27 protein-coding genes, 2 pseudogenes and 1 riboswitch are annotated in these 26,335 nt (G+C 63.5%); of the genes and pseudogenes, 10 read left to right on the forward strand and 19 right to left on the reverse strand.

The window, feature by feature from the left end; translation table 11 throughout:
* Positions 1–102: 102 nt before the first annotated feature.
* The 6 genes from HB777_19235 to HB777_19260 form a co-directional block, all read right to left on the reverse strand.
* Positions 103–390, reverse strand: a complete 288-nt coding sequence (locus tag HB777_19235; GenBank protein QND65831.1) for a hypothetical protein — start codon at positions 388–390, stop codon at positions 103–105.
* A 148-nt stretch (positions 391–538) separates the two neighbouring features.
* A complete protein-coding gene (gene dxs, locus HB777_19240; protein ID QND65832.1) occupies positions 539–2,452 on the reverse strand; it encodes a 1-deoxy-D-xylulose-5-phosphate synthase in 1,914 nt (637 codons plus the stop codon).
* 101 nt (positions 2,453–2,553) lie between these two features.
* The gene (locus HB777_19245; protein ID QND65833.1) at positions 2,554–3,474 is read right to left on the reverse strand and encodes a pirin family protein; all 921 of its coding nucleotides are present in this window, start codon (positions 3,472–3,474) and stop codon (positions 2,554–2,556) included.
* A gap of 39 nt (positions 3,475–3,513) precedes the next feature.
* Positions 3,514–3,780 (reverse strand): DUF2277 domain-containing protein, encoded by a 267-nt coding sequence (locus HB777_19250; protein ID QND65834.1) that lies wholly within the window; start codon positions 3,778–3,780, stop codon positions 3,514–3,516.
* Between the two features lie 99 nt (positions 3,781–3,879).
* Positions 3,880–4,131, reverse strand: a complete 252-nt coding sequence (locus tag HB777_19255; GenBank protein ID QND68823.1) for an exodeoxyribonuclease VII small subunit — start codon at positions 4,129–4,131, stop codon at positions 3,880–3,882.
* Between the two features lie 3 nt (positions 4,132–4,134).
* Entirely contained in the window at positions 4,135–5,061 is a 927-nt protein-coding gene (locus HB777_19260) for a histone deacetylase family protein (GenBank protein ID QND65835.1), read from the reverse strand.
* A gap of 121 nt (positions 5,062–5,182) precedes the next feature.
* A riboswitch (cobalamin riboswitch) is annotated at positions 5,183–5,363 on the forward strand.
* Between the two features lie 47 nt (positions 5,364–5,410).
* Here HB777_19260 and bluB point away from each other — a divergent pair.
* On the forward strand, positions 5,411–6,292 hold the full coding sequence (bluB, locus tag HB777_19265; GenBank protein QND65836.1) for a 5,6-dimethylbenzimidazole synthase: 882 nt from the start codon (positions 5,411–5,413) through the stop codon (positions 6,290–6,292).
* Here bluB and HB777_19270 read toward each other — a convergent pair.
* Together HB777_19270 and HB777_19275 are read right to left on the reverse strand one after the other, a co-directional pair.
* Positions 6,181–7,128 (reverse strand): annotated as a pseudogene (locus HB777_19270) (hypothetical protein). The gene bluB and the pseudogene HB777_19270 overlap by 112 nt on opposite strands.
* Positions 7,129–7,224: 96 nt before the next feature.
* Complete coding sequence (locus HB777_19275) at positions 7,225–7,833, reverse strand: TetR/AcrR family transcriptional regulator (GenBank protein ID QND65837.1); 609 nt, start codon at positions 7,831–7,833, stop codon at positions 7,225–7,227.
* 121 nt (positions 7,834–7,954) lie between these two features.
* On the opposite strand from HB777_19275, the gene HB777_19280 reads away from it, so the two are divergent.
* Positions 7,955–9,175 carry an MFS transporter gene (locus HB777_19280; protein QND65838.1) on the forward strand — a complete coding sequence of 407 codons (1,221 nt, stop codon included), beginning with the start codon at positions 7,955–7,957 and terminating at the stop codon, positions 9,173–9,175.
* 57 nt (positions 9,176–9,232) lie between these two features.
* Here the strand turns inward: HB777_19280 and ribB are convergent, their stop codons facing one another.
* Entirely contained in the window at positions 9,233–10,333 is a 1,101-nt protein-coding gene (gene ribB, locus HB777_19285; GenBank protein ID QND65839.1) for a 3,4-dihydroxy-2-butanone-4-phosphate synthase, read from the reverse strand.
* Positions 10,334–10,440: 107 nt separating this feature from the next.
* Positions 10,441–11,550, reverse strand: coding sequence for a chorismate synthase (gene aroC, locus HB777_19290; protein QND65840.1), 1,110 nt, complete (start codon positions 11,548–11,550; stop codon positions 10,441–10,443).
* 178 nt (positions 11,551–11,728) lie between these two features.
* On the opposite strand from aroC, the gene HB777_19295 reads away from it, so the two are divergent.
* Positions 11,729–11,989, forward strand: coding sequence for a DUF1344 domain-containing protein (locus HB777_19295; protein QND65841.1), 261 nt, complete (start codon positions 11,729–11,731; stop codon positions 11,987–11,989).
* 136 nt (positions 11,990–12,125) lie between these two features.
* Here the strand turns inward: HB777_19295 and HB777_19300 are convergent, their stop codons facing one another.
* The 4 genes from HB777_19300 to HB777_19315 form a co-directional block, all read right to left on the reverse strand.
* On the reverse strand, positions 12,126–12,713 hold the full coding sequence (locus tag HB777_19300) for a histidine phosphatase family protein (protein QND68824.1): 588 nt from the start codon (positions 12,711–12,713) through the stop codon (positions 12,126–12,128).
* A 46-nt stretch (positions 12,714–12,759) separates the two neighbouring features.
* Positions 12,760–13,578, reverse strand: a complete 819-nt coding sequence (gene fabI, locus HB777_19305) for an enoyl-ACP reductase FabI (protein ID QND65842.1) — start codon at positions 13,576–13,578, stop codon at positions 12,760–12,762.
* A gap of 106 nt (positions 13,579–13,684) precedes the next feature.
* The gene (locus HB777_19310; GenBank protein ID QND65843.1) at positions 13,685–14,614 is read right to left on the reverse strand and encodes a J domain-containing protein; all 930 of its coding nucleotides are present in this window, start codon (positions 14,612–14,614) and stop codon (positions 13,685–13,687) included.
* Between the two features lie 133 nt (positions 14,615–14,747).
* Positions 14,748–15,209 (reverse strand): hypothetical protein, encoded by a 462-nt coding sequence (locus HB777_19315; protein QND65844.1) that lies wholly within the window; start codon positions 15,207–15,209, stop codon positions 14,748–14,750.
* Between the two features lie 77 nt (positions 15,210–15,286).
* On the opposite strand from HB777_19315, the gene pdxH reads away from it, so the two are divergent.
* Positions 15,287–15,904: a pyridoxamine 5'-phosphate oxidase gene (pdxH, locus tag HB777_19320; GenBank protein QND65845.1), complete on the forward strand. Its 618-nt coding sequence runs from the start codon at positions 15,287–15,289 to the stop codon at positions 15,902–15,904.
* Between the two features lie 195 nt (positions 15,905–16,099).
* Here pdxH and HB777_19325 read toward each other — a convergent pair whose 3' ends face one another.
* Positions 16,100–16,852, reverse strand: coding sequence for a crotonase/enoyl-CoA hydratase family protein (locus HB777_19325; GenBank protein ID QND65846.1), 753 nt, complete (start codon positions 16,850–16,852; stop codon positions 16,100–16,102).
* Positions 16,853–16,871: 19 nt separating this feature from the next.
* A complete protein-coding gene (locus HB777_19330) occupies positions 16,872–18,641 on the reverse strand; it encodes an acyl-CoA dehydrogenase (protein QND65847.1) in 1,770 nt (589 codons plus the stop codon).
* Between the two features lie 216 nt (positions 18,642–18,857).
* Here HB777_19330 and HB777_19335 point away from each other — a divergent pair, with 216 nt between their 5' ends.
* The 4 genes from HB777_19335 (at position 18,858) to HB777_19350 (ending at position 21,183) form a co-directional block, all read left to right on the forward strand.
* Positions 18,858–19,094: a hypothetical protein gene (locus tag HB777_19335; GenBank protein ID QND65848.1), complete on the forward strand. Its 237-nt coding sequence runs from the start codon at positions 18,858–18,860 to the stop codon at positions 19,092–19,094.
* Between the two features lie 56 nt (positions 19,095–19,150).
* Complete coding sequence (locus tag HB777_19340) at positions 19,151–19,438, forward strand: DUF1778 domain-containing protein (GenBank protein QND65849.1); 288 nt, start codon at positions 19,151–19,153, stop codon at positions 19,436–19,438.
* Positions 19,435–19,938 carry a GNAT family N-acetyltransferase gene (locus HB777_19345; GenBank protein QND65850.1) on the forward strand — a complete coding sequence of 168 codons (504 nt, stop codon included), beginning with the start codon at positions 19,435–19,437 and terminating at the stop codon, positions 19,936–19,938. The genes HB777_19340 and HB777_19345 overlap by 4 nt, the downstream gene beginning before the upstream one ends.
* Positions 19,939–20,073: 135 nt before the next feature.
* Positions 20,074–21,183 (forward strand): glycosyl hydrolase 25 family protein, encoded by a 1,110-nt coding sequence (locus HB777_19350; protein QND68825.1) that lies wholly within the window; start codon positions 20,074–20,076, stop codon positions 21,181–21,183.
* A 24-nt stretch (positions 21,184–21,207) separates the two neighbouring features.
* Here the strand turns inward: HB777_19350 and purD are convergent, their stop codons facing one another.
* Both purD and HB777_19360 read right to left on the reverse strand, forming a co-directional pair.
* Positions 21,208–22,485 carry a phosphoribosylamine--glycine ligase gene (gene purD / locus HB777_19355; protein ID QND65851.1) on the reverse strand — a complete coding sequence of 426 codons (1,278 nt, stop codon included), beginning with the start codon at positions 22,483–22,485 and terminating at the stop codon, positions 21,208–21,210.
* A 155-nt stretch (positions 22,486–22,640) separates the two neighbouring features.
* A complete protein-coding gene (locus HB777_19360) occupies positions 22,641–23,462 on the reverse strand; it encodes a phytanoyl-CoA dioxygenase (GenBank protein QND65852.1) in 822 nt (273 codons plus the stop codon).
* A gap of 89 nt (positions 23,463–23,551) precedes the next feature.
* On the opposite strand from HB777_19360, the gene HB777_19365 reads away from it, so the two are divergent.
* Together HB777_19365 and HB777_19370 are read left to right on the forward strand one after the other, a co-directional pair.
* The gene (locus HB777_19365; GenBank protein ID QND65853.1) at positions 23,552–24,463 is read left to right on the forward strand and encodes a LysR family transcriptional regulator; all 912 of its coding nucleotides are present in this window, start codon (positions 23,552–23,554) and stop codon (positions 24,461–24,463) included.
* A gap of 68 nt (positions 24,464–24,531) precedes the next feature.
* Positions 24,532–25,515: a 4-hydroxybenzoate octaprenyltransferase gene (locus tag HB777_19370; GenBank protein QND68826.1), complete on the forward strand. Its 984-nt coding sequence runs from the start codon at positions 24,532–24,534 to the stop codon at positions 25,513–25,515.
* A gap of 205 nt (positions 25,516–25,720) precedes the next feature.
* Here the strand turns inward: HB777_19370 and HB777_19375 are convergent.
* Positions 25,721–26,288 (reverse strand): annotated as a pseudogene (locus tag HB777_19375) (hypothetical protein).
* Positions 26,289–26,335: the final 47 nt, after the last annotated feature.

Consider the following 26,335-nt stretch of genomic DNA (forward strand, 5'->3'; position numbering starts at 1 on the left):
CTTTTCAGATCGCCGAATGGCGGCATGGACGATGAAAAGGCATCGGCCGGCAGACCGGCTCCAGTCATACCCTCTCAAACAGCTCCAGGCCTGACCTGTAATCTAGAAAATGGTTCGCGAAACCTGCCGTTCAACGGCGGGCGCCAGGCCGTCATCCGGCTTGCCCGTGGCTTCCTCGCGTGGGCGTTCGGTCACGGCCGCGGGCGCTGCTGCCGGCACGACCACAAGCTGCGGCACCTGCTTGTAGGAAAAGCCACCGCGGATGTCGCCCATCTTGCCGGCGACAATGCCCATGGCCGCCTTCTCGATGCTTCGATCATAGCGCGTTTCGGCGACGGCCGGCGCGACGAGGACGGCGCAAAGCGCTACGCCGCACAGAAGCGTTTTCATTGTTGTTGTCTCCCTGCCTGGTTCTGATCTAGCAGGGCGCCGTTGAAAAACGGCCAAGAGACACGGTAAGCGAAAAGCCAAATGTCAGCGTAAACAACGCGTTAAGATCGTTGTCCGGCAAACTGATTCAGGCCGTTGAGACTTTGATTCAGGCGCGCTGGGCGCGGGTGCTGTGCCCGAGCGCGACAAAAACCGTGCGCACGATGCCGGCTGCGTCCAACCCGGCATCGGCATACATCTTCTCGGGCTTGGCGTGGTCGCTGAACGCGTCGGGCAGCACCAACGGGCGCACCTTCAAGCCGCTTTCCAGCAGGCCTTCGTGGGCGAGGAACTGCAGCACATGGCTGGCGAAGCCGCCGACGGCGCCCTCCTCCACCGTCACCAGAACCTCATGCGAGCGGGCCAGCCGGCGGATCAAATCCTCGTCGAGCGGCTTGGCGAAACGGGCATCGGCGACCGTGGTGGAAAGCCCGGCAGCACCCAGCTCCTCGGCGGCGATCAGGCAATCCTGCAGCCGCGTGCCGAACGACAGCAGCGCGACCTTGGTGCCCTCCTTGACGATACGGCCCTTGCCGATTTCGAGCACCGAGCCGCGCTCCGGCATGTCGACGCCGACGCCATTGCCGCGCGGATAGCGGAAGGCGATCGGACCATCATCATAGCTCGCCGCGGTGCGCACCATGTGGCGCAGCTCCGCTTCATCCGCCGCCGCCATGACGACGAAGCCCGGCAGCGTCGCCAGGAAGGTGGTGTCGAAGGCGCCGCAATGGGTCGCGCCATCGGCGCCGACGAAGCCGGCGCGGTCGATGGGAAAGCGCACCGGCAATTTCTGGATGGCGACGTCGTGGACGACCTGGTCGTAGGCGCGCTGCAGGAAGGTCGAGTAGATCGCCGCGAACGGCTTGTAACCTTCGGTGGCCAGGCCGGCGGCAAAGGTCACGGCGTGCTGTTCGGCGATGCCGACATCGAAGATCCGCGACGGAAATGCTTCGCCGAACAGGTCGAGGCCGGTGCCGCTCGGCATCGCGGCGGTGACGGCGACGATGCGGTCGTCCTCACGGCCCTCCTGGACCAGGCTTTCGGCGAACACCCTGGTGTAGGCCGGTGCATTGGCCGGCGCCTTGGCCTGCGCGCCGGTGATGACGTCGAACTTGTTGACACCGTGATATTTGTCGGCGGCGGCCTCCGCCGGGGCGTAGCCCTTGCCCTTCTGGGTCACGACATGGATCAGCACCGGGCCTTCGCCATTGTCGCGGACATTTTTCAGGACCGGAATCAGGTGCTCCAGATTGTGACCGTCGATCGGGCCGATGTGATAGAAGCCGAGTTCCTCGAACAGCGTGCCGCCGGTGACGTAGCCGCGTGCATGCTCGACCGCCCTCGTGATCGCGCGATCAGCCCGCTTGCCGAGATAAGACGTCAGTTTCTTGCCGAAATCGCGCAGGCCGACATAGGCCTTGCCCGAAGCCAGACGCGCCAGATAGGCGCTCATCGCGCCTGTCGGCGGGGCAATCGACATGTCGTTGTCGTTGAGAATGACGATCAGCCGGGCATCGAGCGCGCCGGCATTGTTCATCGCCTCATAGGCCATGCCGGCAGACATGGCGCCGTCGCCGATAACGGCAATGACACTGTTGCGGCCGCCGGAGAGGTCGCGAGCAGCAGCCATGCCGAGGCCGGCCGATATCGATGTCGAGGAGTGAGCGGCGCCGAAGGGATCGTACTCGCTCTCGGCGCGGCGGGTGAAGCCGGACAGGCCGCCTTCCTGGCGCAATGTGCGGATGCGGTCGCGGCGGCCGGTCAGGATCTTGTGCGGATAGGCCTGGTGGCCGACATCCCAGATCAGCCGGTCATCGGGAGTGTTGAAGACATAGTGCAGCGCCACCGTCAGCTCGACCACGCCGAGGCCGGCGCCAAGATGGCCGCCGGTGCGGGAAACGGCGTCGATCAGCTCGACGCGAAGCTCGGATGCCAGTTGCGGCAGCTCGCTTTCGGCAAGCATGCGCAGGTCGGCCGGAATGCGGACCTTGTCGAGAAGCGGCGTATGCGGCGTTGCGTTCACGGGTGCTCAGGCTTTCTGTTCATCGGCGGGATAGGCCGCCAGACGGTGAAAGTAAATGCGTGTCAGTGACGCGGACGACCAGGTCCCCTCACCGATTTTCCTCAGCTTTCCGGCAGCGGAATAAACTCCTCCTCATCTCCGGGAACGATATCGAAGCGACCTGTCTTCCATTCCTGCTTGGCCTGTTCGATGCGTTCCTTGGATGACGAGACGAAATTCCACCAGATATAACGCTGCGAGCCGAGCGAGGCGCCGCCAAACAGCATGAAATGCGCGCCGGTCTCAGACGACACGACGATCTCGTCGCCTGGCCGAAACACCAGCAGCCGTTCCGCCGGAAAGACGTCACCTGATATCGAGACCTCGCCTTCCAGCGTGTAGATGGCGCGCTCCTCGGCATCGGCCGGGATCTTTATGCTGGCGCCGGGCACCAGCCTGAGGTCGGCATAGAGCGTCTCGGAGTCGGCCCTGACCGGGGACCGCAATCCCTGGAAATCACCAATGACGATGCGCCCGCTGACGCCCTCGGCGTCGATCTCGGGCAGCCGAAGCGCTGCGGTGTTCTCGAACACCGGGGCCACTTCTTCCTTGCCGTCCGGCAGCGCCAGCCATGTCTGCAGGCCGGAGATCGACATCGGCGCGCCACGCAACTCTTCGGGCGTGCGCTCCGAATGGACGATGCCGCGGCCGGCGGTCATCAGGTTCACGTCGCCGGGCTGGATGACCATTTCGGTGCCGAGTGAATCGCGATGCCTGATCCTGCCATCGAACAGATAGGTGACCGTCGACAGACCGATATGCGGATGGGGACGGACATCCAGTGCCTGACCGGCGCGCAGGATCGCCGGACCCATGCGGTCGAAGAAGATGAAAGGACCGACCAGCCGCCTCTTGGCGGTCGGCAGAGCGCGGCGCACCTGGAAGCCGCCAATGTCCTTGGCGTTCGGGATGACCATCAATTCGATCTGGTCGCTGGCGAAGGCGTCGCCGGCTTCAGGGTCTTTCCCAGGAAAGAAGCTCATGGGCTCTCCTTGTCAGCGGTCAAAGGCCGCCTGGGCGCGTCAGGCAAAGCGGATCGCCGACTTTGCCCGTAATTTGGCTGCCACCTCTTCGCGATTGCGAGGATGCTGATGGGTTTCCAAGGAATCGAGCAATTCGCGCGCCGAGGCGGCGATGGCTTCGACGGCGTGGTCGAAAGCATGCTGGTTCTGCTTCGAGGGCCGCGTCGTTCCGCTCAATTTGCGGACAAATTGAAGGGCCGCGTCGCGGACTTCGTCGTTGGTTGCGGGCGGGTCAAAATTGAACAGGGTCTTGATGTTTCTGCACATCGTTTCCGTATCTCCTCTTGTCCTGGAGCGCTTTCAATCGGGACGAACTCTATCCTCAATCATGATCGTGTCCAAAAGTCGGTGAGACGGCCGCGCGCCTCAGTCCGCGTCGAGCGGCTCCGTTCCAACCGGCTTGCCGTCGCGCGACAGCCTGATCTTCTCGACCTTGTCCTCGGCGGCCTTCAGCAGCCGGTCACAATGCGCCTTCAGTGCCTCGCCGCGCTCATAGATCCGGATCGACTGGTCGAGCGGCACGTCACCGCGCTCCAGATCATCGACGATCTTCTCCAGCGCGTCGAGCGCCTGTTCGAAGCTCATCGCCTTGACGTCTTCGTTGGTCTCACCAGCCATCATTCATCCTTTCATCAGTCGCCCGACATGGGCGGCGACCGAAAATGCCAATCCCTGCAGATCGTAGCCACCCTCGAGCAGGCTGACGAGCCGGTTGCCACTGTGGCGCGCCGCGCGCTGCATCAGCTGGCCGGTCGCCCAGTCGAAATCATCCTCGGTCAGGTTGATCTCGGCCAGCGGATCGCGATGGTGTGCGTCGAACCCAGCCGAAATGATGATCAGGTCGGGCGCGAAATTGTCGAGCGCCGGCAGCACGCGCGACAGGAAGGCATCGCGAAAGACCTCGCTGCCGGTCTGCGGCGCCAGCGGCGCGTTGACGATGTTGCCGGCGCCGGTCTCGTTCTTTGCCCCGGTGCCGGGATAGAGCGGCATCTGGTGCGTCGAGCAATAGAGCACCGACGGATCGTCCCAGAAAATATCCTGCGTGCCATTGCCGTGGTGCACGTCCCAGTCGACGACGGCAACGCGCTCGACGCCATGCTTCTTCTGCGCATAGCGGGCCGCGATCGCCGCCGTGTTGAAGAAGCAGAAGCCCATCGCCGTGGTCTTTTCGGCATGGTGTCCGGGTGGGCGGGCGGCGACAAAGACATTGTCGGCACGGCCGGTGAAGACATCGTCGACGGCGGCGTTGGCGGCGCCGATCGCGGTGATCACCGCCTGCCAGCTCTTCGGGCTGGCCGTGGTGTCGGCGTCGATGCGCGCGATCCCCTCGTCGGGAATGGCAGCACGCACGCGGGCGACGAAATCGGCGGGATGCGCGTAGAGGATGGTGGCCTCGTCGCCTTCCGGCGCCTGGATACGATCGAGCCCGGCAAACGCCTCGTCATCCAGCACGCGCTCGATGGCGCGCAGGCGATCCGGCCGCTCGGGATGGCCGGGCGGCGTGAGGTGCTCAAGGAAGATCGGATGGGTGTAGAGACGAGTGGTCATCGTCCTAATCTAGTGACCCGGATCGACAAAGGCCATGCGCGGGCGGCCGATGGCTGGGGAAAATCACGCCTGCGTCCATTCGTGTCGCTGCGGGCATTGGCGTCCTCAGCGCTTCGGCGTAAGGTCTCTGACACTGCCTGGTGCCCGCCGCAAACGGGAGAATCGGGAACACGGTTGAATTCCGTGGCGTGCCCAACGCTGTAAGGGGGACCGCGCCGGTCAATGCCACTGTCGATGACGGGAAGGCACCGGACGCGGGTTGATCCCGAGCCAGAAGACCGGCCTGGCAGGCATCGTCATCCGCATGGTCAGGCGGATGACATCGACTGCAATCGCAAGGGGACAAGCGATGCCGGAACACATGACCGCTGCCATTGACGATGGATTTGACCAGAGTGCGCGCGATGCGGTTTATCGCGCCATGTTCACGCGGCGTGACGTGCGCAGCCATTTCCTGCCCACTGGGCTCGACGATGAGGTGCTGGCGCGGCTGCTGCTTGCCGCGCATCACGCGCCGTCGGTAGGCTTCATGCAGCCTTGGAACTTCATCGTCATTCGCGACGCCGCACGACGGGCGGAGGTGCGCGACCTGTTCCTGGCCGCGCGAGAACAGGAACTGCCGGCGATCGAGGCGGAAAAACAGGCGCTGTATCGCAAGCTCAAGCTGGAAGGCATCTGCGAAAGCGCGCTCAACATCTGCATCACTTGCGACCGGCAGCGCTCGAAGGGTTCGCCGCTGGGCCGCTGGCACAATCCGGAGATGGATATCTACAGCACGGTCTGCGCGGTACAGAATTTCTGGCTGGCGGCGCGCGCTGAGGGCGTCGGTGTCGGCTGGGTCAGCATCATCGAGGCACAAGCGCTGAAAAGCCTGCTGTCGATTCCCGAGCATGTCACGCCGGTCGCCTATCTCTGCGTCGGCCGTGTTTCCGAGTTCGCGCCAAAGCCGGACCTCGAAACGCATGGCTGGGGGCGGCGGCTGCCGCTGCCGGAGCTGATCATGAGCGAGATTTTTTGCGGCGAAGGTGAGGCGCCGCTGAAGTCAACCGTGGCGCGTCTCAACGCTATCGATGCCGCACCGGATCAGCGTGCCGCGCCGGCTGTGCCCCAGCGCGAGCCGCCGAAGGAGGCCAGCGCCTTGTCCTTGAGCTCCCTGAACTTCGACGACGCCTCGGCCAGCCGGGCGTCCCAGGCGGGATCAGGCACCTGGCCCTCTATGGTCTTGAAATAGACCTGCATCAGGCAAGCGATGGCGAAGGGTTCGATGAAGGCCGCCTTGAAGGCCCAGGCGAAGACGATGGCGAGCACGAAGGCCCAGCCGGCGAGTTGGCCAGGCATCAGGAAGAGAATGGCGCCGGCAGGCGCCAGCATGGCCAAGAAGATGACGAAGGACACGCCCCACATGATGACCGCCAGCCAGACCGCGTTCTTGACCATGACCTTGCCGTTCTGGGCATAGAGCACGACGCCTTGGCGCGCCGTCTCGAATGGCGAGGTTGAATTGATGCGGATGTTGTAGCCGAGGATGATCTCGTCGACATAGGTCAGCGACAGGCGGATCACCGTGTTGATGAAGGAAACCAGGCCGCTCAACCCCGGAATGGGCAGGAAGGCGGCGATGCCGCCGAGCAGGCCGGTGATGGCGCGGATGGCGCCCTTGACCAGCTGGTCGACGACGAAAAGGATGTTGGCCTCGGCAAAACGCTGAGTCACGACATCCTTGGCGTAGGCAATCTGGTCCTGGCCACTGGGAATGTCACGGCCGTCGATCAGATGGACCATGACGGCGATGTGGCCGGCCTTGACGACATAGAGGATGTATTCGCGGATCCAGTAGACGGCGATCGAGACGATGCCGAAACCGACCACCCCGCCCCACAAGGCAAAGGACAGCGGTCCGTCGGGATCGGTGGAAATGTGGCCGACGCCATAGCCGACGGAGGCGCCGGTGCCGGTCGCCATGATGTAGGCCAGGGTGATGCCGAAATAGACGATCATGCGAAAGACAATGAACGGCCAAGTCCGCATCATGATGGACACCGACCTGCCGATATCGAAATCCCACATGCGCCCCGAATCTCCGCTCAGAGATGGTGGCAGAGGATGAACTCAACCCGGCGATTGTCAATTGCCCGACCGTGGCGCCGGGCCACCGATGGGGCTTCAGCTCGGTTGTGGATCCGGCCTTTTGAGCAAGCCTTCCAGCAGTTGCTTGAAGGCCGCCACCACCTTCTTCGACGTGCCTTCAGGGTCGTTCGAATTGGCGATCTGTTGCGCCGCCTGACTGCTCGCACCGTTGATCAGCCGCGAGGCCGTCTCGGGGTCGAGGCTGGAGACGACAACTCCCTCCTCCTGCAGTGTCGTCAGATGGCCGGTCACTGAAGCGACGCACGCATTGGCATTCGGCCATTGCGCCGGATCCCCCAGGACGGCCGGGCCATCGCGGAACATGATGCGCTGGATTTCCGGCTCCAGCGCCATCTCGATATAGGTTGTGCATTCGTCGACGAAATGCTGCCAGCGGGTCGGCGCCCGCGCCGCCGCTTCATTCACGCGCGCTGCCATCTCGCCGTCGATTTCGGCGATGACTGCCTGCAGCAGGCCCTTCTTGTCGCCAAAATGGTGGTAGAGCGCGCCGCGCGTCAGCCCGGCCGATGCGGTGAAATCATCCATCGAGGCTTCGGCATAGCCGATCGTGCCGAAAGCATGGCGGGCGGCCGCGATCAGCTTGGCGCGCGTCTCGGCGATCATCTCCTTGCGGGGCTTGTGCATGGCTTCTGGACCTACTCACATACGTTACGTATGCCAATTGACATACGCGACGTATGCTCTATCTAACAATCATACGCATCGTATGTAATTGTGATATCGTCCTTTGTCGAGGAACCGGACCATGCAAAATCCTTACTCGGAAATCTTTCGCGCCCCCGGAGCCAAGGGCTTTGCAGCCGCCGGCTTCATGGCGCGCCTGCCGATCGCCATGGCGCCGATCGGCATCGTGGCGATGCTGTCGCAGACACGTGGCGAATATTGGCTGGCGGGTGCCGTCTCCGCGACATACGCCCTGGCCAACGCCTTCGTTGCGCCGCAGATATCGAGACTGGTGGATCGCCAGGGCCAGACACGGGTCGTGGTGCCCACCACCATCATCTCCGTGCTGGCTTTCGCCGTCCTGATTGCGGCGGCCAATCAGGACTGGCCAGTATGGACGTTGTTCGTGTCGGCCCTGCTTGCTGCCGCCATGCCCAGCATGCCGGCAATGGTGCGCGCGCGCTGGACCGAGATTTTCCGCGGGCGGCCGCAGATGAACACTGCTTTCGCCTTCGAGTCGGCTGCGGACGAGCTGGTCTATATTGCCGGTGCGTCGCTTTCGGTGGGTTTGAGTGCGGCGCTGTTCCCGGAGGCTGGTGTCCTGGTCAGCACGCTGTTCCTCGCCCTTGGCTCGACAGCCTTCATCCTGCAGCGTTCGACCGAACCAAAAGTACGGCCGGTGAATCATGTCTCGAGCGGCTCGGCAATACGGCTCAGGCCGGTGCAGATCATCACCTTTGCCCTGATCTTCATCGGCGCGACTTTCGCGACCACGGAAGTGAGCACGGTGGCAATCACCAAGGAACTCGGCCAGCCGGGCGCCGCCAGCCTTGTCATCGGCGTTTATGCGCTGGGATCGTTCGTGCTCGGCCTCGTCGTCGGCGCGCTTAGCCTGAAGGCGCCACTGCAACGTCAACTGGCCATCGCAGTCGCCCTCGTCGCGCTCGGCACGCTGCTGCCGCTCACCGCCGACACCGTGCCACTGCTGGCGCTGACCGTGTTCATCAGCGGTGTGGCGATCTCGCCGACCTTCATCACCGCCTTCGGCCTGATCGAGCGGCACGTGCCGGAGGCGATGCTGACCGAAGGCATCACCTGGGTCATGACCGGCATCGGCATCGGCATGGCGCTCGGCTCGTTTGCCGCCGGTGCGGTGGTGGACGCGTTCGGCGCCCAGAGCGGGTTCTGGGTCTCGGTGGCTTCAGGCACCATTGCCCTGGCCACGGTGCTGCTTGGCCAGCGCAGCCTTGCCACGCACGAATGCGAATTGGATGGATGCGAAGCAGCAATCCCGGCCGAATGACAGCCAGTGTATGTTGAGATCTAGGTCAGGCCGGCCTCACCTGAATATCGACATACCCTAGAGAATCTCGGTCTTGGCGATGTGGATGCCAAAACCTTCGAGGCCGACATAGTGGCGTTCGCGCGAGGCGATCAGGTTGATCGAGGAAATGCCGAGATCCTTGAGGATTTGCGCGCCGAGCCCGATCTCGCGCCACTCGTTTTCGCGGCGGCGCGCCTCTTCGTGATCCTCGCGGTCGCCGCTCGCCGGCCGCTTGCGCTCCTGATGGGCGACGCCGACGGAGCCTTCTCTGAGATAGACGATGACGCCGCGCCTGCGCTCGCCCATGGACTTCATGATGGCGTCGAGCCGGTGGCTGGTGCCGAACACGTCGGTCACCACATCCTCGGAATGCAGACGCACCGGCACATCCTCGCCGTCGCGGATATCGCCGAAGACGATGGCGACGTGATGCATGGAGTCCCATGGCAGCGTGTAGGTGAAGACCTGCGCCTTGCCGCCGAGCGTGTCGATTTCGGAACAGGCGACGCGTTCGACCAGCGTTTCCTTGCGTTGCCGGTAGGCGATGAGGTCGGCCACCGAAACCTGCTTCAGGCCATGCTCTTCGGCGAAAGCCTGCACCTGCGGGCCGCGCTTGACCGTGCCGTCATCATTGACCAGCTCGGAAATGACGCCGACCGGCGGCAGGCCGGCGAGCTTGCAGAGATCGACCGCTGCCTCGGTATGGCCCGAACGCATCAGCACGCCGCCCTCGCGCGCGATCAGCGGGAAGATGTGGCCAGGCCGGACGAAATCCGAACCGCCGACATTGCCGTTGGCGAGATTGCGAACAGTCAGCGTGCGGTCCTCGGCCGAAATGCCTGTCGTGGTGCCGTGCTTGAAATCGACGCTGACGGTGAAGGCGGTGGTGTGGGCCGAATCATTGTCGGCGACCATCGGCGCAAGGTTCAGCCGCTTGGCTTCCTCGCGCGGCATCGGCGTGCAGACGATGCCGGAGGTGTGGCGGACGATGAACGCCATCTTTTCGGGCGTGCAGTGGACGGCGGCGACGATCAGGTCGCCCTCGTTCTCGCGCCCGTCATCATCCATGACGACGACGATCTCGCCGCGTTCGAAAGCGCGCAGGGCTTCGACGATTTTCTTCTGGTCGTAAGGCATGGAGTACTCGCTTCGCTCGCAGAGGAATAAGGGAGTAGGGCAGTAAGGGAGTAGGGAAAAGGAAAAATTTTCTGTTTCGGCGAGCAGCGCTGCCTACTGCCTGGTCCCTACTGCCCTACTCCCTTCCCCGTCTGTCCCCGATGGCGCAGATAATGATCGGCAATGGCGCAGGCGACCATCGCCTCGCCGATCGGCACGGCGCGGATGCCGACGCATGGGTCGTGACGGCCCTTGGTCATGATCTCGACGTCCTTGCCGTCCTTGTCGATCGACTTTCGCGGCGTCAGGATCGACGAGGTCGGCTTGACGGCGAAACGGGCGACGATCGCCTGGCCGGTCGAGATGCCGCCCAGGATACCACCGGCATTGTTGGACAGGAACACCGGCTTGCCGTCATTGCCGATCCGCATCTCGTCGGCATTCTGCTCGCCGGTGATGCGGGCGGCCTCGAAGCCGTTGCCGATCTCGACGCCCTTGACGGCATTGATCGACATCAGGCCGGAGGCGATGTCCTGGTCGAGCTTGGCATAGATCGGCGCGCCGAGGCCCGCCGGAACGCCGTCGGCGACGATCTCGATCACCGCACCGACCGAGGATCCCGCCTTGCGGATGCCGTCGAGATAGCTGGTGAAGACGGGAACGGAAGCCGGATCGGGGGTGAAGAACGGATTTTCCGCGTCGCCGATGAAATTCCAGTTCCAGTTGGCGCGGTCTATTGCTTTTTCGCCCATCGACACCAGCGCGCCGCGCACCACCACGCCGGGCACCACTTTGCGCGCCAGAGCGCCGGCTGCCACTCTAGCTGCCGTCTCGCGAGCCGAGGAGCGGCCGCCGCCGCGATAATCGCGCACGCCGTATTTGACGTCATAGGTGTAATCGGCATGGCCGGGCCGGTATTGGCGGGCGATCTCGCCATAGTCCTTCGAGCGCTGGTCGACATTCTCGATCAGCATCGACACCGGCGTGCCGGTGGTGATCATGGTCTCGCCGTCCTCGTCGAGGATAAAGCCGGACAGCACCTTCACTTCATCCGGTTCGCGACGCTGCGTCACGAAACGTGACTGGCCCGGCCGGCGCTTGTCGAGTTCGGCCTGGATTTCTCGCTGAGTGAAGCGGATGCCGGGCGGACAACCGTCGACCACGCAGCCGAGCGACGGGCCATGGCTTTCGCCCCAGGTGGTGACGCGGAAAAGGTGGCCGAACGTGTTGTGAGACATGAAATGACCCTGCCCGGCATCGGAGCCGGCTCAAGGTTGCCTTCTATTGGCGTTTTTCACAGGGGTCAAACTGTGATCTGGCGGATTTAGTTTTGACACATTCGGTTGGTTTCTGCTCTGTTCCATCCGCCGTTGAACGCCCGCCACCATGCCGGTGCAATGATAAAGAGGAACGATTATGCGTACCCTGATTGGCGCCGTTGCCACCACACTGCTGCTTTCCACCGCCGCTTTCGCCGGCCAGACCGAAGGCCTGATCAAGAAGATCGACAAGGACACGGCGACGCTGACGCTGGATGACGGCAAGTCCTACAAGCTGAACGCAGAGACCGATCTCGACGCGCTGAAGCCGGGCATGGACATCGTCATTGCCTTCGATGTGACCAATGGTGAAAACGTCATCACCGACATGGAACTGCCGGACAGCAGCGCGAACTAGAGCTTCCAGCCAAGATCGGGGCGGCAGTTCCGCTCCTCCAAGCGTGTCGCGTTCGAACGGATTCAGGCGACGCGCTTTGGGTCTTTGATCTTGCGCATATCGTTCCCCCACTTTTGGGCGACATGCATCCGCTGGCTTACAGCCACTCGAGGCTCTTACCGTCGAGTTTGAGCAGGCGATCCTGCGGTATTTCCAGGTTTGCTGCCTCGTTCTCGGCTAGTCCCAGAACGAAGCGAAACAAGGTACGCATGACGCCGCCATGCGTCACGCAGATCGTCTGGCGTTCGATCGCGTCGAACCAGGGCTTCACCCGTACGAGCAGCATCTGATAACTCTCGGCGTCTTCGCCGGGCGGCTGAAAGTTCCATTTGTCCCGAGCGCGTGTCTTGCGCGCTCGGGGATACCGCGTTTCGAGCTCGGCAAAGGTAAATCCCTGCCAATCGCCGAAATTGACTTCGACCAGGCGAGGATCGGTTCGATAGGCATCCGGATCGAGTTTCATCGCGGCACGGATGCGTTGCATCGTCTCGCGCGTCCGCCGCATCGGGCTGGCGACGAAATCAAAATCCTCGGGATTTTGGATCAACTCGGCCAACTGGCAACCATTTCCGGTCGCCTGCTCGCGGCCAAGAGCGTTGAGATCGGTGTCGGCCTGCCCCTGAAGCCGGGCTTCGGCGTTCCACGCGGTCTGGCCGTGGCGCGCGATATAAACCAGCGGGTACATCAGGTCTTCCGGTGCGGGATCGGGACGGACGACGTTTGGCGGGGTGTTAGTCCTTGACCGTCGAAATGTCGGGCGCATCGACCGCCTTCATGCCGACGACGTGGTAGCCCGAATCGACGTGATGCACTTCACCGGTGACGCCGCGCGACAGATCGGACAGGAAATAGACGCCGGAATCGCCGACTTCCTCCTGCGTCACCGTCTGCTTCAGCGGCGAATTGTACTCGTTCCACTTCAGGATGTAGCGGAAATCGCCGATGCCGGAAGCGGCCAGCGTCTTGATCGGGCCAGCCGAGATGGCGTTGACGCGGATCTTCTTGGCACCAAGGTCGACCGCCAGGTAGCGCACGCTGGCTTCGAGCGCCGCCTTGGCGACACCCATGACGTTGTAGTGCGGCATCACCTTTTCGGCGCCGTAGTAGGTCAGCGTCAGCAGCGAGCCGCCATTGGTCATCAGCGCCTCGGCGCGCTTGGCAATGGTGGTGAAGGAATAGACCGAAATGTCCATGGTGCGCAGGAAATTGTCGCGCGTCGTCTCGACATAACGGCCGGTCAGCTCGTCCTTGTCGGAGAAGGCGATGGCATGGACGAGGAAATCAAGCTTGCCCCAGTGCCTGGCGACATTGGCGAAAACCTCGTCCAGGCTCGCCGGGTCGGTGACGTCGCAATGGCCAGCGACAAAGGCGCCAAGTTCCGCCGCCAGCGGCTCGACGCGCTTCTTGAACGCCTCGCCCTGATAGGTCAGCGCGATCTCGGCGCCATGGTCGACGCACGACTTGGCGATGCCATAGGCGATCGATCTGTTGTTGGCGACGCCTAGAATAAGGCCGCGCTTGCCGGCCATTAGGCCCTGTCCACCCGCCATGTCAGCGCTCTCCGCAAGATTTCTGCTTTGTGGAGTGCCCTATCGCACAGGCACAGAGCCCCTTCAAGCGTTCAAACCGGACAGTTCGGGGGACAAAAGCCGTCGATCAGTCTTTTTGGCCGCGCAACGCCGCTTCGAGCGCGCTATCACCGCCCTCCGGCAGCATGATCCGGACATGGGCGTAGAGATCGCCATGGCCGCCGGCCTTTTCCGGCAGGCCCCGGCCTTTCAGCCGCAGGACCTTGTCGGAGCTCGACCAGGCTGGAATGTTGACCGCAAGCCTTCCGGTCGGCGTCTCGACCGGCACCTTGGCCCCGAGCACCGCATCCGCCAGTGCCACCGGCAGATCGGCGTGCAGGTCGCGGCCCTCGATGCGGTAGCGCGGATGCCGGCGCAGATGGATCTTGACCAGCGCGTCGCCCGGCTGGCCCGGCCCTTGCTCGCCTTGCCCCTTCAGCCGAATGGTCTGGCCATCCTCGACATAGGCCGGCAGCTTGACCGCCACCTTGCGGCCGTCGGGGAACATCGCCGTCACCTTTTCGGCGGTCGCCGCTTCCTCGATGGTGACGTCGAGCGTCACGTTCAGATCGGCAGCGGTCGCCGGCTGGCGACGATCGCCGGAGCCTGCGCCGCGCGCGCCGGAAAAGGCGTCGCCGAAAATCTGGCTGAAAATGTCGCTGTTGCCGTCGAACGGATCGCCGCCCGGGCGGCCGGAGCGGAATTCGAATCGCGACCCGCCCGGCCCTTGCTGCCGGCGGAACCCGCCGAAGGGATCGCCGCCACCGGCTGCGCCCTCAAAGCCCTGGAATCGCGGTTTGCCGTCGGCGTCGATCTCGCCGCGATCGAAAGCGGCGCGATTCTTCTCGTCGCCGACGACCTCGTAGGCCTGGTTGGCCGCGGCAAAACGGTCCTTCGCCTTTGGATCATTCGGATTCTGATCCGGATGATGCTTCTTGGCGAGTTTCCGGTACGCCGATTTTATGTCCTTGGCCGATGCGTTCTTGGCAACGCCCAGCACCTCATAGGGGTCGCGCATGCTTACTGCCCTGGAGAAGAGTTGAGTCTCTGGTTGCCCCCTATATGCGCTCGCATAGGAAGAAATTCCAGTGCTGGAGCAGCATATCAAAGGCGGAAAATCAGAGCCGACCCGATCGACTTTCGGATCAGGCTCAGAGTGCCTTGAAGTCCTGCATGCGCCAGCCGCCGGCGCTGGCCAGGCACAGTTCGCCTTCGAACATGGCAACGCCATCAAAGCTTTCGCGCGAGGCCTTGAAGCGACGGCATGTCTGGCCGTTGTCCTTCAATTCCGCCAGCCCGGTGATGGAGCCGCGTGACCCGGTGCCGGCATTGGCCCACGGCACGGCCTGCCCGCCGAGTTGCTCGATGTCGGCCGAGGACACGGCATTGCCGATCGTCGTCTGGTCGGAGTCGCGATCCGAACTGGCCGGTGTCGCCGAGGCCGATGTGCTGCTGGTCAGGATCGAGCGGTCGACTTCGGCCTTTTCCAGGCTGAAGCCACCAGCACCGCAGGCGGCAAGCGGCAAGACGACTGCCACGATCGCGGCTTTCGTGCTGGCCGAAGCGATAACGCTCCATTGCCTGCTGTCAAAAGCCTGCGCGATACGCGACAATCGGCAACCTCCCCCTTGCTTCGTAAGAATCTTGGTTTCGTAAAGAATCTTGGCTTCGTGACAAATTGAGAAAAACTATGAGTGACACTGAGTTAACAAGCGGTGACTTTACCGAGGCCGCGGAGCCGTTTCGCCTCTTTGCCGCATGGCTGGACGACGCCACGAAGAGCGAAATGAACGACCCCAACGGCGTGGCGCTGGCGACCGTCGATGCCGACGGCATGCCGGATGTGCGTATGGTGTTGCTCAAGGGGTTCGATGAAGGCGGGTTTGTGTTCTACACGAATTTCGAGAGCGCCAAGGGCCAGGAGATTCTTGGCAGCATGAAGGCGGCGATGTGCTTCCATTGGAAATCGCTGCGCCGGCAAGTTCGCATTCGCGGGCCGGTGGAGATCGTCAGCGACGCCGAAGCCGACGCCTACTACGCGACGCGGCCGCGCGGCAGCCGCATCGGCGCCTGGGCCTCGAAACAGTCGCGACCGCTGGAAAGCCGCTTTGCGCTGGAAAAGGCGGTGGCGGAATACACGGCACGCTATCCGATCGGTGAGATCCCGCGGCCAAAGCACTGGTCGGGCTTCCGCATCGTGCCCAGCACCATCGAGTTCTGGCACGACAGGCCGTTCCGTCTGCACGACCGGCTCGTCTTCAGCCGCGACGCCAAGGGCGGTTGGGACAAGACCAGGCTTTATCCCTGAAGCGCCAATCTCCCCCTCGTGGGGGAGATGCCCGGCAGGGCAGAGGGGCGTGAAGGGTCGCCAGCCTTCGAAGGCTTGACCGTCACCCGATTCTGTTTGCGATCATAATTGCCGTGGCTGAAAGGCCGGCGGGACAGCGCCCCCTCTGGCCTGCCGGCCATCTCCCCCGCGAGGGGGGAGATCGGCTGCTTCCACTTACGATTTCTTTCTGGTCATGAACGCCGTGAGTGCCGCGCGCGCCTCGTCGGACTTCAGCCGCTCGCGAAAATGCTCGCTTTCCTCGCCTATGCGGGCGACGAGGTCGTCGCGTGAGCCGCGCATCAGGTCGCGCGCGATCTTCAGCGCCTGTGGCGGCTTGGCCGCGATCTGGCCGGCGGCTGCAAGCACCGAGGCTTCAAGTGCAGCTTCCTCGACCACCTCGTAGATCAAGCCGGCGGCCTTTGCGCGTTCGGCCGAAAAGCCCTCGCCGAGGCCAAGCAGTGCGAAAGCCCCCTGCTGCCCCAGGATCCGCGGCGCCAGAAGGCTGGAACCCGCCTCGGGCACCAGGCCAAGGTCGACGAAAGGCGTCCTGAACACGGTGCGTGGCGTGGCGAAAGTCAGGTCGCAATGCAAATTGAGCGTCGTGCCGATGCCGACCGCGATGCCGTCGACGCCGGAGACCATGGGTTTTTCAACCTTGGCCAGCGCCATCAGGAAATCCCAAACCTCGGTGCCGCCGTCGCCACCCGTCGCTATGACCATGAAATCGGCAAGGTCGTTGCCGGAGGAGAAGGCGCCGGGCACGCCGAGGAAGACATGGACGCGGACCGCCGGATCGGCGTCACCCTCGGCAAGAGCAGCCGACATTTTCGCGTACATGGCGCGCGTCAGCGCGTTCTTCTTGTCCGGCCGGTTCATGCGGATGATCTGGATGGCGCCCTGGCGCTCGACGAGGATGTGGTCAGTCACGGTCTTTTCCTTGTGAACGTCAGGCGGAAATCAGTGTCTTGCCGGCAGCGGCGAGGCTTTCGGCGCCATCGATAACGCGTTCCTTCAAGGCACGGACCTCGCCGAGCAGGTTTTCGGCGAAGAAGCGGCAAAGCGCGATGCGGTTGTCATCGGCAAGCGCGCCTTGCGCTAGATAGGCGCCGCCGGCGGCCAGCGAGATCAGCCTGAGATAGGGCGTAGCACCCGCCAACGCCTCGTCCGGCCGGCCATCGGCTGCCAATTCCTGCAGGAAGCGGGTCGCTTGCGTCAGATCGCCAAACGCGGCGTCGAGAGCATCGGCGGTGCGGCCGAAACCCTGCAGGTTCGAGGTTCGCACCGCTCCGGCCACCGCAGCCAGTTCGGCGATGTAACCGTGTACATGGCCGCCGCCGCCGAGCGGCAATTTGCGCATCACCAGATCAATGGCCTGTATGCCGTTGGTGCCTTCGTAGATAGGGGCGATGCGCGCATCGCGATAGAAGGCGGCCGCGCCCGTCTCCTCGATGAAGCCCATGCCGCCATGCACCTGGACGCCGAGCGAGGCAACCTCGACGCCGACATCCGTCGAAAACGCCTTGGCCAGCGGCGTCAGCAGATTGGCACGGTCGCGCCAGTGCGCCGCCTCGTCGCCGGCCGAGACGCGTGCCAGGTCGATGGCGTGGGCACAGGAATAGCTGATCGCCCGCGCGATCTGTGTCAGCGCCTTCATGGTCAGGAGATTGCGCTGCACATCGGGGTGATGGACGATCGGCGCCATGCCGGCGCCAGCGTAGCTTGCCGCCTTGCCCTGCCGGCGGTCGTTGGCATAGGCAATCGCCTTCTGCGTTGCGGCCTCGGCGACCGCGACCCCCTGCATGCCGACGCAAAGCCGCGCATTGTTCATCATCGTGAACATGCAGGCGAGGCCCTTGTTCTCCTCGCCGATCAGCCAGCCGACGGCGCCCGGCTTGGCGCCCTGGAAACCATCGCCATAGATCATGGTGCAGGTCGGCGAGGCATGGATGCCGAGCTTGTGCTCGAGGCCGGAACAGAAGACGTCGTTGCGCGCCCCCAGCGAGCCATCGTCGCCGACCAGGAATTTCGGCACCAGGAACAGCGAGATGCCGCTCGTGCCGGCGGGCGCATCGGGCAGCCGCGCCAGAACCAGGTGGATGATGTTGTCGGTAAAATCGTGCTCGCCATAGGTGATGAAGATTTTCTGGCCGAAGATGCGGTAGCTGCCGTCACCGGCCGACTCGGCGCGGGCGCGCAAGGCTGCGAGGTCCGAACCGGCCTGTGGCTCGGTCAGGTTCATCGTGCCCATCCACTCGCCGGAGACGAGCTTTTCGAGATATTTCGCCTTGAGGTTTTCGGAGGCGTGTTTGTCGAGCGCTTCGACCGCGCCCATGGTCAGCGTCGGGCCGATGCCGAAGGCCATGGCGGCGGAGTTCCACATTTCGAGCGCAGCGACGCCGAGCATGGTCGGCAGCGCCTGGCCGCCATAGGCTTCAGGTCCGGACAGCGCGTTCCAGCCGCCGTCGATCCAGCGGCGATAGAGCTGCTTCCAGCCGGGCGGTGTGGTGACGGCGGCGTCCTTCAGCACCGCACCTTGCTGATCGCCGATCTTGTAGAGCGGTGCGACCTCTTCGGTGGCGAAGCGACCGGCCTCACCCAGAACGGCATCGACCAGATCCTCGCCGAGGTCGCCGAACCTGCCGGCATCAAGCGCCGATTTCATGCCGGCCACGTGCTTGAGCGTGAAAGCGATATCCTCGACCGGTGCCCGATACATGCCGCTCACTCCTCCTGATGCATCGGCCCCGCCAACCCTAGAGCCAGCGCCACTGCAAAACCATCCGCCCTTTGGGCGATCTCTCGTCTTCTTTTTACGTAAACGTCAAATTTTGTCACGCGGATTTTGCAATCGCGGCGACGCGTATTAAATTCAATCGGCGCCGGATCAAATCAACCGGCGACAGATCAGAACCAGCCGACCGGAACCCGCCCCATGCTTGCCAGACCTGACGCCTATCGCTGCATCGAATGCGGCCTGCCCTATCGAGCGGAAGGGTTCTGCTACCATGAGGGCAGACTGGAACACGGTGCCGCCTACTGGTCGGATCGCGGCATATTGTGCTCGCCGCAATGCTCTCTCGCCCATCACCGCAAACGCGCCGCCGAAGGCACGCTGCGGCAGGAGCCAGCGCCGGATCCGTTTGAGGTTCAACCGCTCAGCCAGCGTTGAACGCGGCGCTTGATATGTACGGTTAAAGGCCGTACATTAAGGTAGAGGTGATCGTGATGCCAAACCAACAGACCCGTACTGCCCGTCTCGAAGCTCGGATATCCCCGGATATGCTGAGTGTGGTGAAACGTGCTGCCGAAATCCAGGGCCGCAGCGTCAGCGACTTCGTAGTCTCCGCAGCGCAGGAAGCTGCACAACGCACCATTGAAGAGACTGCGATCATCCGCCTGTCCATCAAGGATCAGCACGCTCTGGCAGAGGCCATTTTCAATCCACCCGAACCCAATGAAGCGTTGCGCAAAGCTGCCGACGCCTACAAGCGACTTGTCGTCGAATCCCGGTGAGTCTAGACCTGATCATCGAGCCGCTGGGCGGATCGTATGATCGTAAGGCATTCAGTTGTGGCGTGCAGGCGCTCGACCACTATCTACGCGAGCAAGCGAGCCAGGACGTCAAACGCCGAGTCAGCAACTGCTTTGTCGCCGCAGAGCGTGACGTCGATCTCGTTGCCGGATATTACACTCTTGCAGCGTCAAGTGTACCCATGGCTTCGCTGCCAGAAGACCTGATAAAACGCCTACCGCGTTATCCAGTCCTGCCCGCCATATTGATCGGAAGGTTGGCGGTTGATATCCGATACCAGGGACAACGAGTTGGATCGATACTGATCGTGGATGCGCTCCGGCGCTGCGCCCAAGCCGCTCCTGCCTGCTTCGCGCTGATCGTCGACGCCAAGGACGACAAAGCTGCGGCTTTTTATCGCAAACATGGTTTCACGCCATTTCACGACCGCCCGTTGTCGATGTTCCTGTCGGTAGCGACGGCGTTGAAGCTGTTCGACTGACGCGCCGAATTGCCTTGATGGCAAATCCTTAACCATAGCGGTTCAGCATCTACCTTTGATCAACGGGGATTCCCTGTTTTGAAAATGCCGGCGCGCCTTCTTCGCCGCAAAGCGCTTCTCGCCTTGGCGGCGACGATGGCGCTGTCGATGGCGGCAAAGGCCTCGGATTTTTCCGAGCCGTGGAAGAACGCTGACCGCGCCCTCATCGTCGACGCCTACGAATACAATTCCATCGACTGGGCCCAGCTCGCCACCGACAAGCGGGTCGTCGGCTTCATCAACAAGGCGTCCGACGGCATGCCCCCGCCCTATTTCTGTTTGGGCGACGACACCGAGGTGAAGCTCTGCAAGGCGCTGTGGAAACGCCATGCGGTGACGCGCGAACTGTTCCAGACGCGCCGGGTGGTCGCCAAGGCACTCGGCCTGAAATGGGGCGCCTATCACCTCGCCCGCCCCGGCAATCCGGTCGAGCAGGCCAACAACTTCCTCGACTTCGCCGAGCCGGCGCCGGACGATCTCATGGCCCTTGACATCGAGGGCAACGATCCTTCGCAATGGATGTCGCTCGACGATGCCGAGGAGTTCGTACGCCAGGTGCATCGGCGCATCGGCCGTTTCCCGGTGCTCTACACCAACGGCAAGACCGCCCAGTACATTGCCGACAACAGCTACAGATACAGGCTCCTGTCGCGGCTGCCGCTCTGGTATGCTCGCTACAAGTCCGACATCGACGTGCATTTTCCGATGGGCAACTGGCAAGGCTACGCACTGTGGCAGTTTTCGGCGCAAGCCAATTGCGGCCGGTTCCGCTGCCCCTACAGGGTCGCCGGCACGCCCAAGGACATCGACGTCAATGTCGCGCCGACAGACGCCACCACGTTGCGCGCGCAATGGCCGTTCGGTGGGCTTATCGACGTGCCGCCGGACTATCTCGCCTCGATACCGCTACCGGTCTCACGCGAAGCCGGCCTCGCCGGCAATGTCACCATCACCTATGCCTCGGTGGCGGCGCCGCCGACTTTCGAGGATATGGTGGCAGCGCTGGGCACCCGTTGGGGGAAATTTCGCGACGGCTTCCGCATGCCGGTCGTGAAGACAGTGCCGCGACGGCCAAGCTTCGGCATTGTCCAATATGTCGCCTGGAAGCGGACCGAACAGCGTTCGCCCGCGCAACTCGACGCCGCCTTTGCCGCCGCCGATCCGCTCAGCACCGCTTCGACCGAGATCGATCGCGGTTTGCGGTAGATTGTCGTCTCCCAATACTGAATTTCAGCCAGCCTGCTCGCGCGCCACGGCCTGCCAGCCGATATCGCGACGGCAGAAGCCATCCGGCCAGTCGATGCGGTCGAGCGCGGCATAGGCTCGTTTCTGCGCCTCGCCGACCGTGGCGCCTGATGCCGTGACATTGAGGACGCGGCCGCCATTGGCGACCAGCGCGCCGCCATTGATGGCGGTGCCGGCGTGGAATATCTGGACGCCATCGCTCGCCGCCTGCTCGACGCCACGGATCACGGAGCCTTTTTCCGGCGTGCCGGGATAGCCCCTCGCCGCCATCACCACGGTCAGTGCGGCCTCGTCGCGCCAGCGTATGGACATATGCGCAAGCTGACCGTCCACGGCGGCGTTGAGCAGGACCAGCAGATCGTCCTTCAGCCGCATCATCAGCACCTGGCATTCCGGGTCGCCGAAACGGGTGTTGTATTCGATCAGCTTCGGCCCCTTGTCCGTGATCATCAGCCCGGCGAACAGCACGCCGGAGAACGGCGCGCCAAGTTCGGCCATGCCGCGCATGGTAGGCTCGATGATCTCGCGCATGGTGCGTTCGACCAGTTCCGGCGTCATCACCGGGGCCGGCGAATAGGCGCCCATGCCGCCTGTGTTGGGGCCGGTGTCGCCGTCACCGACGCGCTTGTGGTCCTGCGCGGTGCCGAAGGGAAGTGCTGTGGTGCCGTCGCAGAGGCAGAAGAAACTCGCCTCCTCGCCGGTCATGAACTCCTCGACCACCACTTCCGCGCCGGCGGCGCCGAAGGAACCGTCGAAACAGGCATCGAGTGCGGCCTGTGCTTCGCCGAGCGTCATGGCGACGGTGACGCCCTTGCCGGCAGCAAGCCCGTCGGCCTTGATGACGATCGGTGCGCCGGTCTTTTCGACATAGGCTTTGGCCGAAGCCAGATCGCCGAAACGGCCATAGGCGGCGGTCGGGATGTTGTAGCGGGCACAGAGATCCTTGGTAAAACCCTTCGACCCTTCCAGCTGTGCGGCAGCCTTGGAGGGTCCGAAGACGCGAATGCCTTGCGCGCGCAGATCGTCGGCAATGCCGGCGACCAGCGGCCCTTCCGGCCCAACCACGACGAGGTCGATTTTTTTGTCCTTGCAGAACGCGGCGACCGCGGCGTGATCGGCGATGTCGAGCTTGACCAGTTCGGCCTCGCCGCCGATGCCCGGATTGCCGGGAGCCGCATAGAGCCTGGTCAGCAGCGGCGACGCGGCGATCTTCCAGGCGAGCGCATGTTCGCGGCCGCCGGAGCCGAGAAGAAGAACGTTCATGGTCACCTCTTGATGCCAACCCTTGGAGAGCACCCGCTATTGCTCTCTGGACGATGGGTCAAGACATCAGGGCGTTTTGAGCCGAATTGCGCACGGGAACGTTATCCCCGGCCGAATATGGGCGCCGAATTGCGGCGCCCATATTCTGGCCCGCCTCAGCCCTGGTAGACGACTGGAAACCAGTCCTCGCGCAGCCTCTCGCCCGGCTGCATGCCATGGCCGTGATAGGGCGGCGAGGTGCGCCCCGGCCGTTCGACATAGCGGGCATCGTCACCGACCCAGCGCAGCGACAGCGCCCGGCGTCGCGCCGCGGTCAGGTTGCCACGCGCGCCATGCGCGGTCCTGAAGTCGAACAGGATGGCGTCGCCCGGCTCCATTTCCCACTCGAGCACTTTCAGCGACGGATCGTTGTCGGGATCGGGCACAGGCAGATAGTCGCCCTCGCCGGCATAGAAATTGCTGTCGTCGAGCCAGCGCACCGGCAGGATCATCTTGTCCCATTTGTGCGAACCGGCGATCAGCCGCAGCGTCGCTTCCTTCACCGGGTCGATGGGGATCCAGAAGCTCACGGTCTGCTGGCCATCGACGAAGTAGTAGGGGATGTCCTGATGCCAGGGCGTCGGCTTCTGCGTGCCGGGCTCCTTGACCAGCACATGATCGTGGAAGAACTGCGCGGTGCGCGACTGCATCACCGCCGCTGCCAGTTCGGCGACGGGCGAGTCCCGCACCACGCTGACGAATTCAGGAATGCGCTCCCAGTTGCAGTAGTCGTCGAAGAAACTGCCGCGGCCGTTGGCTATGTCGGACGCGGTTTCGCTGCGGTTCTGCATATTGCGCTCGATGCCGGCGGCAATCGTGTCGACCCAGCCCTTGAAGGCGCCGCGAATGCAGACAGCACCGTCACGCTGATAGTCGGCGATGGTGCCCGCATCGATCATGGAGGCGTTGGAAGTGTGGGTGGCAGCTTGGGAAGCCATGGCGTTCTCCTCTTGGAATGAACCGACTATCGCAACCCTCATTCATTCAGTAAAATAATAACTTTCCATCCAGCACATAGAGCTTACCTATGAATGTGACCCTCACGCAGTTGCGCTATCTGGTCGCCGTGGCGCGTCATGGCAGCGTCACCGGCGCGGCCAAGGTGCTGAACGTTTCGCAGCCGTCGATCTCGGTGGCCATTGACGCCGTCGAAAAGAATTTCGGCCAGAAACTGTTTGTCCGCCAGAGGGGAAGCGGCGTGTCGCCGACATCGTTCGGCCGCGCGGTCGTGGCCAAGGCAAGGCAGGTTCTCACCGAGACGGAGGAACTCATCGGCCTGGGCTCAAGCAAATCGGCTGTCAGCGGAGAACTGGTGCTGGGATGCTTCGAGGATCTGGCACCGTTCTTCGCGCCGGCCCTTCTGCGCGCCTTCTCCGAACGCTATCCAGCCGTCAAGGTCGTCGTCCGCGACGAAACCTTCGAGACGCTTGGGCGGCGGCTCGGCGATGCGGCCATCGATCTCGGCCTCACCTATGACCTCAGCCTGCCGACGCATTTCGCCCGCATCCTACTGCGCGAACTTCGCCCGCACGCGCTGTTACCGGCAGGCCATGCCCTGGCGGATCGCCCAACAGTCAGCCTTGCCGATTTGGCCGCCTATCCGCTGATCACCACGGACCAGCCGCACAGCTGGCAGCACATGCTCGACCTGTTTCGCAGCCGCGGCCTTTCGCCTGTGGCCGACACGACGACAAGCTCGTTCGAACTGCAGCGCTCCATGGTCGCCAACGGCTTCGGCGTCGCGGTCAGCTACACCCGCCCGCACGGTGATCGCAGCTATGACGGCCTGCCGCTCATCTGCAAGCCGCTGTCGGATCCGCTACCCATGCAGCGGATCCTGCTCACCTATGACACGCATCAGCGTGTGTCGAATGCGGCGCTGGCCTTCGTCGACGTGGCGAAGGGTTGGTTCGCCACCCGCGACATCTTTGCCTCGTGAAAGGCTGACGGGCGCCGCGTCTCCGCTTGCCGCTTGACGGTTTCCGCCGCTGCTGCCACTCCATGGAGATGGAACCTATCCAGTCGAAAGCGGCCCAGGGCCGTGTCGCCGATGCGCCGAACGGCCACTGGGTCTATCGCGTGCTGCCGCGCTCGATATGGCCCTATGCGCAGCTTGCCCGGTGGGACCGGCCGATCGGCTGGCAGCTGCTGCTGTGGCCGTGCTGGTGGTCGGCTGCCCTTGCGGCGAGCGCCTATCCGCGTCCCGGCGATCCGCTGCTCTCGCTGCTGCCGGCGCCCTGGTATCTCGTGCTGTTCCTGGCCGGCGCCATCGCCATGCGCGGCGCCGGCTGCACCTACAACGACCTCGTCGACGAGGACATTGACAACCAGGTCGAGCGGACGCGCTCGCGGCCGCTGCCGTCGGGCAAGGCCACGCGCCGGCGGGCATGGCTGTTTGTTGCCCTGCAGGCCCTGGTCGGCCTCGTGGTGCTCATCCAGTTCAACAGCTTTGCCATCCTGCTCGGCATCTGCTCGCTGGCGATCATCGCCATCTATCCGTTCATGAAGCGGATAACCAACTGGCCGCAACTGGTGCTCGGCCTTGCCTTTTCCTGGGGCGCGCTGATGGGATGGGCGGTCGAGTTCGGCGATCTCGATGGACCCGCCGTGATGCTCTATATCGGCTCGATCCTGTGGGTGATCGGCTACGACACGATCTACGCACATCAGGACAAGGAAGATGACGCCATTGTCGGCGTGCGCTCGACGGCACGCCTGTTCGGCGACAACACCAAAGCGTGGCTGGCAGGGCTCTATGGCGGTGCGCTGGTCTGCTTCGCCATCGCCTTTGCGTCGGCGCAGGCTCCGGTGGTGGCGCTGGCAGGGCTGATCGCCGCCGGCGCCCATATGGCCCGGCAGATCGCGGTTCTGGATATCGACAATCCGGACCAATGCCTGCGGCTGTTCAGGTCGAACAACCAGGTCGGCTGGCTGATCTTCCTTGGCCTGATCGGCGGTGCGGTGTGGGTGGCGCTGAAGCCGCTGGTTTAGTCTCCTTCTCCCCGTCACTATACGGGGAGAAGGTGGCGGCAGCCGGATGAGGGGCAGCGCCGACCTTGGAGGGAAGGCGAGAGGTTCAGCGGCGACACAACGCACACTCAACTAGTCTTAAAGTGGTGGCCAAACACTTAGGTGAGCGCTGCCCCTCATCGCCCTGCCGGGCACTTCTCCCCGTATAGTGACGGGGAGAAGTGGGCTAGTCCCTTGAAATAATCTCCTGGCCGTCGATGACCAGCCTGAGACCAAGGTCGCCGGCCCTGCGGCGAGCGAGGAAGCGCGGACGGCGCGTGTTGGAAATGCGGCCCTTGCGGCGATCCTGCGGCGGCAACGTCTTGATGGCGGCGCCGAGCGATTCTTCCAGGGTGCGAGCGACGCCGTCCGATCTCGATCAGCAGCATCGGCAGACGGTAGGCATCGGCCCAGGCGCGCCAGTCGGCGGCGACATCGTCGAGATCGTCGGCAACCAGCAGCGGCACCGACAGCATCGGGTCGTTGTGCAGGAGTTCCAGGGTCACCGTGACATTGCCGTCCGGGTCCTCCATGGCGCGGGCGGCAACGCCGCGGAACGCATTGGCGGGTAGAACGATGATCGCCGGCAGGCCGCTCATCTCGAGCAGGCGGCGGATCACGGCGCCGCGCTGGTCGATGGTAAAGGTCACATCGCCGTAGTCGTCGCGTGTCGCGTAGCTAACCACTTGCGGCAGGCGAAATGGGTCGAGACGCATGTTGCGTCCCGCCCAGACTGGCTTCAGTCCGGTGTTCATAGAGTGCCTTCCTGTCTGTCTCCTGAGAGCCGGTGTCCGGTTCTCTC

Origin of the sequence: Mesorhizobium loti (genome assembly GCA_014189435.1) — a bacterium.
Taxonomy (GTDB): domain Bacteria; phylum Pseudomonadota; class Alphaproteobacteria; order Rhizobiales; family Rhizobiaceae; genus Mesorhizobium; species Mesorhizobium loti_G.